Source organism: Neisseria sp. HMSC066H01 (genome assembly GCF_001837375.1).
GTDB lineage: Bacteria > Pseudomonadota > Gammaproteobacteria > Burkholderiales > Neisseriaceae > Neisseria.
The window spans coordinates 489,663-494,848 of the sequence record NZ_KV832194.1; the positions used below are offsets into that span (position 1 = coordinate 489,663).

Annotated in this window: 3 protein-coding genes; all 3 read left to right on the forward strand. The window is 48.2% G+C overall.

The window, feature by feature from the left end:
• Positions 1-426: 426 nt before the first annotated feature.
• Positions 427-2,970: a type VI secretion system Vgr family protein gene (locus HMPREF2551_RS10345; RefSeq protein WP_083323117.1), complete on the forward strand. Its 2,544-nt coding sequence runs from the start codon at positions 427-429 to the stop codon at positions 2,968-2,970.
• Positions 2,971-2,973: 3 nt separating this feature from the next.
• Complete coding sequence (locus tag HMPREF2551_RS06490; protein WP_070837961.1) at positions 2,974-4,455, forward strand: hypothetical protein; 1,482 nt, start codon at positions 2,974-2,976, stop codon at positions 4,453-4,455.
• Between the two features lie 28 nt (positions 4,456-4,483).
• On the forward strand, positions 4,484-5,186 hold a 703-nt coding region (locus HMPREF2551_RS10715; RefSeq protein ID WP_283122413.1), incomplete at its 3' end, for a type VI immunity family protein.

A 5,186-nucleotide genomic window follows, 5' to 3' on the forward strand; every position in this document is an offset into this window, starting at 1 on the left:
AGGCCGTCTGAAATTTTCAGACGGCCTTTTTTGTTTTTGAATATTGTAAGTGATTGTACTACTGAGAAAAACAGGAATTAGCAAATTAAAATACTAGCATTATGAATTTAACATAATATAAATTATGTAGTTTTTCCCTATACCTAACAATCGCCGTTGTTTATTCCTGTTTGTTAACTATTGGTTAATCTTAAAAGATTCCGTATAGTACTCCAATTTTTAGTATAAAATCAATGGTTTTAAGAGAAATGTGGCTACTTAATTTACTATTTTCTCCCTGAATGGTGGAATAGGGCAGGGTAAAATGGTATTTTATCCCTTATTTCAACCGTTCAGACGGCCTTTTCCCCATTCATCCCATTCGCTTTACCATCGGCATTATCCCCGTTACTATACAGTGTTCATCGTCAGTCGGATATTGCCCTTATGACCGCCCACCAATCCTACCACCTCACCTTCTCCCGATTCTCCCCCTCCCTCTCCGTTCGTTCTTTCACCGCCTCCGAAGCAGTCAATACCGCTTACCGTGTCGAAATTACCGCCACTTCCACCGATTCCTCGCTGCCGCTGTCTTCCTACCTCAACCAGCGCGCAGCGTTTGAGATTCGTCCGCAAGAAGGTTTACTGTCAGAAGTCGTCAGTGAATTCGGGTCTGCTTCAGACGATCCCCCGGCGAAGCAATGGCAGGGCATTATCACCTCATGCGAGAAGCTGTCCGTCTCTAAGGATGAAACCGTTTACCGCTTTGTTTTAGAGCCGCGTTTCGCGGCAATGAAACATTTCCAAACTTCCCGGCTGTTCCAACACCAAACCGTCCCCGACATCGTTGCCGCCGTCTTCAAACACCACGGCTTCTCCGGTGTCGACTACCGTTTCCAAAAGAGCCGCAACTATAGTGTACGCGAGTATGTCACCCAATATCTCGAAAGCGACTTTGCCTTTATCAACCGTCTGTGTGAAGAAGAGGGCATTTGGTATGCCTTCGAACAGCATGAACAACATGGCGACGTAGTCGTCTTCGGCGACAGTCCCGAACACTATTTACGCAGCCAAGGTTTACCCGTTTCCTACCGTCCCCATGCCGGACTGGAGAGTGCCGGTACCGAAGCACTGTTCAACTTAAGCATCCGCCACAACCCCATCGTCGAAGGCATACGCACGGCCGACTACAACTACCGCAGCGCCGATACCGACCTCTTTGCCGAAACCGACAACAAACAGTCCGAAGAATCAGCCGACAATACCGTTTTATTGGGCAAACAGCAGCATTGGGGCCTTCATCCCAAAACCCCCGACGAAGCCCAAGTTCAGACGACCCTATTGAACGAAGCCAACCTCTGCCGTCAAACCGTCGCAGCCGGCAGCGGCAATGTTGTCTCCATGACACCGATGAAGGTGTTTCAAACCGATGTCTCCTTCCCCGAAGCACCCGACGGCTGGCTGGTGCTCAGTATGGAACACAGCGGCAGCCGAGATACCGCCTACAGCCATACCTTTACCGCCATCCCCGCCCAACTCGCCTACCGTCCCGAATGTACTACCCCGCGTCCGCATATCGACGGTACCTTGCCGGCACGGGTGACCGCGGCGGAGAACTGCACCTATGCCTATATCGACGAGATGGGACGCTACCGCGTCAAACTGCCGTTTGATTTGGACGAATGGAGTCCCGGCGGGGAAAGCCGTCCCGTCCGACTGGCCAAACCCTATGCCGGTCCCGAATACGGCATCCACTTTCCCTTACACGAAGGCACCGAAGTGATGCTCTCCTTCGTACAGGGTAATCCCGACCGCCCGTATATCTCCGGCGTCATGCACGACAGCGCCCATCCCGACCATATCCCCGCCGATTGGAACACAAGGAACGTCATCCGTACCTGGGCGAACAACAAACTGAGGATGGAAGACCAAAAAGGTCAGGAACACATCAAACTCGCCACCGACTACCAAAAATCCCAACTCAACCTCGGCCACATCGTCGACTCAAATCGTGAGAAACGCGGAGAGAACGGCGAAGGCTTCGAACTCAGAACCGACGGCTGGGGTGCCGTACGGGCGGGTAAAGGCATACTCGTCAGCGCACAAAACCAAGACGCCAACGGCAAAGTGCTGGATATGGACGATGCCATTGCACAGATTGAACAGGCACTCTCCCTGGCCAAAAGCCTGAACAAAGCCGCCCAAACGGCAAACAACCATAATACCGATGAAGAAACCCAAAGGGGCCGTCTGAAAGACGCCCTCAAAGACCTGAAAGAGGCCGGTTTGATCCAAACCGCCCCGGCCGGTATTGCCAGCGCAACAGAGCAAAGCCAACTGCATACCGCCCATGAAAATATCCACCTGGTCAGCGGCAACCATACCGACATCAGTGCCGGCCAAAGCCTGACCGCCCATGCGGCAGAGAGCCTCAACCTGTTTGCCCAAAGCAGCGGCATCAAGATGCAGGCCAATCAGGGTAAAGTGGAAGTACAGGCACAGAATGACGAATTGCAGCTGAATGCTTTGAAGGATGCAACGTTAACCAGCAGCGCAGGGAAGATTACCATTGCGGCGAAGGAGGAGATTCTGATCACCTGCAAAGGGGCGTATATCAAGTTGAGTAACGGGGAGGTTGAGATCGGGAGTCCGAAGGTGGTGAGGGTGAGGGCGCCGTTGGTGGTAACCATTCCATCGAATGTACCTGTGAAATTACCCGATTTCAAACAAATCTATTCGGGTCGTTATATTTTGAGAGACAGAAAAACTCAGAAAGTCGTAAGAAACCGTCCATATACTTTGACACTGGAAGATGGTAGCCAGATTGAAGGAATAACAAACAGTAAAGGTGAAACGATCATTGTTAATACGTCATCACCGCAGAAAGTTGTATTCGAGCAGGAGAAAAAAACGAAAAAAGAACCGCATCTGTTGCATATTGCCGGAGGGGGAACGATTAAATTACATTTTGAAATTTTTGATGAGGAATAATTTATGGCAATGATTACCCGGCTGAAAGTGCATAAAGAATACGCCGACATAGAACTTGGAGACTTGGGATATTTGTATATAGTATGGGACTTTGTTTTAAAGTATTACAATGGCGGATCGACAAAAAAATTAGATGCTTTCAGTGGATCTTGCAGCGTAAAAGGTAGAAAACAGAACGGATTCGACCGTGTGGTAAACCTTACCGAGCGAATGACCGGATATTATTGGCCGTATAAGCCCGAAGTAACTTTCAGTGTACCTGTGGGGAGAAGTGATGTTGTTCCTGTCCCGCATTTAATTGATGATCGGAAAGCAAAAAAAAGAGAAGAAAAAGAGACACAAAGTTTCATAGATAAAATAGGTAGAAAAATTGGCTTGCTAGACAAGACAACTCAAGGAAAAAACCGACGTCATACCCGCTGGAAATGCTCCGAACCTGTGTTACCAGGTGCGGAACGCAAACGTCCAGATCTGATTATCGTCGAAGACTACCATATCCGCTGGCCAGGTCGGGAGGCCTTAGCTTACGGAGAGAAGTATGACGATAACCTAAAACGGCTGGTAGAGATGAAGTATGGCGATGATGATCTTGACAACAAGCAGGACCAAGCCTATAAAAAAATTGCCACAAAGGAGCGGTTTGCCTTACTGGAGATCTATCAGGACAACGATGAGGGCAATACCGAAGGGGTGTACGAATTTTCACCGGAATTCGTCCCAGCCTTCGGTTTCAAGAAAGAAGACCTGTTGCCTAAAATCCGGCTCGAGCCATGGGTGGTTGCTCCTGAAGGTCGCCCCATCAATATCCTATCGGAAAAACTCATTGATAGGAAAAGTATGGAAACGGTATATCATCCCGAAACTGCCGCGCAAATTCTCCAAAACTCTCCTTGGCTTGAAGGATTCGGAAAATTTGAGAGTACAGAAAATGGTATACGCTGGGTAGGTGATGACGGGAAGATCGTAGAATATAGTAATCAAGAACTACAACAAGCAGTAGATTATTTAGAAGAGTATGAGGATATTCCACGTGATTACTTGCCTTATATTCAAGAAGCAGACGTGGTTATGTCGACAGATAATGCCTTAATGGTTGCAGTGAATTTCGTTAAAGAAAATAAGGAAGAAATTGTTACATTCATTGTTTTATCGGTAGCAACAATCGCATTGGCGTATTTTGCCTCTGCTGCCTTGGCAGGCTCAATCATGTTCGCCCTCCGTTTGGCAGTATTTGCACCTGCCTTAGGTGCTTCCGCCGACCTTTGGGCGGCAGACGAACGTTTTGAACAGCGTAGTAACTGTTATGCCTACAAATATCTTGTAAATAAACCCAAAGGTTCGACATACGAACCCAATGAATACAAAATTACCCACTATGTCCCGTGGCAGGCTTGCGAGAAAAATGCCGATACTTCGCATCTGAAAGGCTGGGAAGAAAAAGTGCGCGAATTCGATGCCCGACATGGTAATCTGCCGAACGAGTAAACAACAGCAACCCCATGAAAGAAAGAGCATGACAACCAAACTATATGAATCACTGCAACGGGAAGCCGATGAAATCCTGATGTATGACGAAGACTACAATATCAATGCCCGTCTGGGACTGACCATATTGATCTACTACACGGGCGGAGGTTCGGTAGCGGGACAGCGTAAGACGCTGGAAGTTTTCGAACGCTTTTATTCGCAGTACCACGGGTATTTGAAAACACACTTTTGGGACGGGATGCGCCGTTTTGCCCGTATCAATCCGAACGCATTTCAAAAAAAAATCGATAAAATGATTCAAAATGCCGAACAGGGGGAAAGCTTGCATGGCGTGCTGAACTCCGGTCCTTCCAACAGGGCGGCGGAATATGAAATCAAAACCCTATCCGCTCACCCCTTAGGCGGAGTTAATGACCTGTCCTATCTCAGGATCACCTTTCCACTGTCTTTTTTGTCCTCCTCGGAAAAACGTCGCGAGTATGAAAGCTGGATAGAATATCTGTGCAAGCACTTTGATATTTTCCACGGTTATGCCGGACTGAGCATCGTCCTGCCCTACGCCTACCATAAATATCAGTTTTACGAATACGCCGTAACCAAACGCTATTGGGGGGTAACACCCGATTCAGGTGGACATGATGACTCTCTATGGTACGAGGGCATTAAGTCCGTCAGTTGGTATACCCTTGTCGGCAAGGCGTTCCAAGATAAATTGAACAGCATGGAAA

Excerpts from the sequence above, each read along its gene's own strand:
- HMPREF2551_RS10345 (WP_083323117.1), top strand. The coding sequence starts at position 427 with ATGACCGCCCACCAATCCTACCACCTCACCTTCTCCCGATTCTCCCCC.
- HMPREF2551_RS06490 (WP_070837961.1), top strand. The coding sequence starts at position 2,974 with ATGGCAATGATTACCCGGCTGAAAGTGCATAAAGAATACGCCGACATA.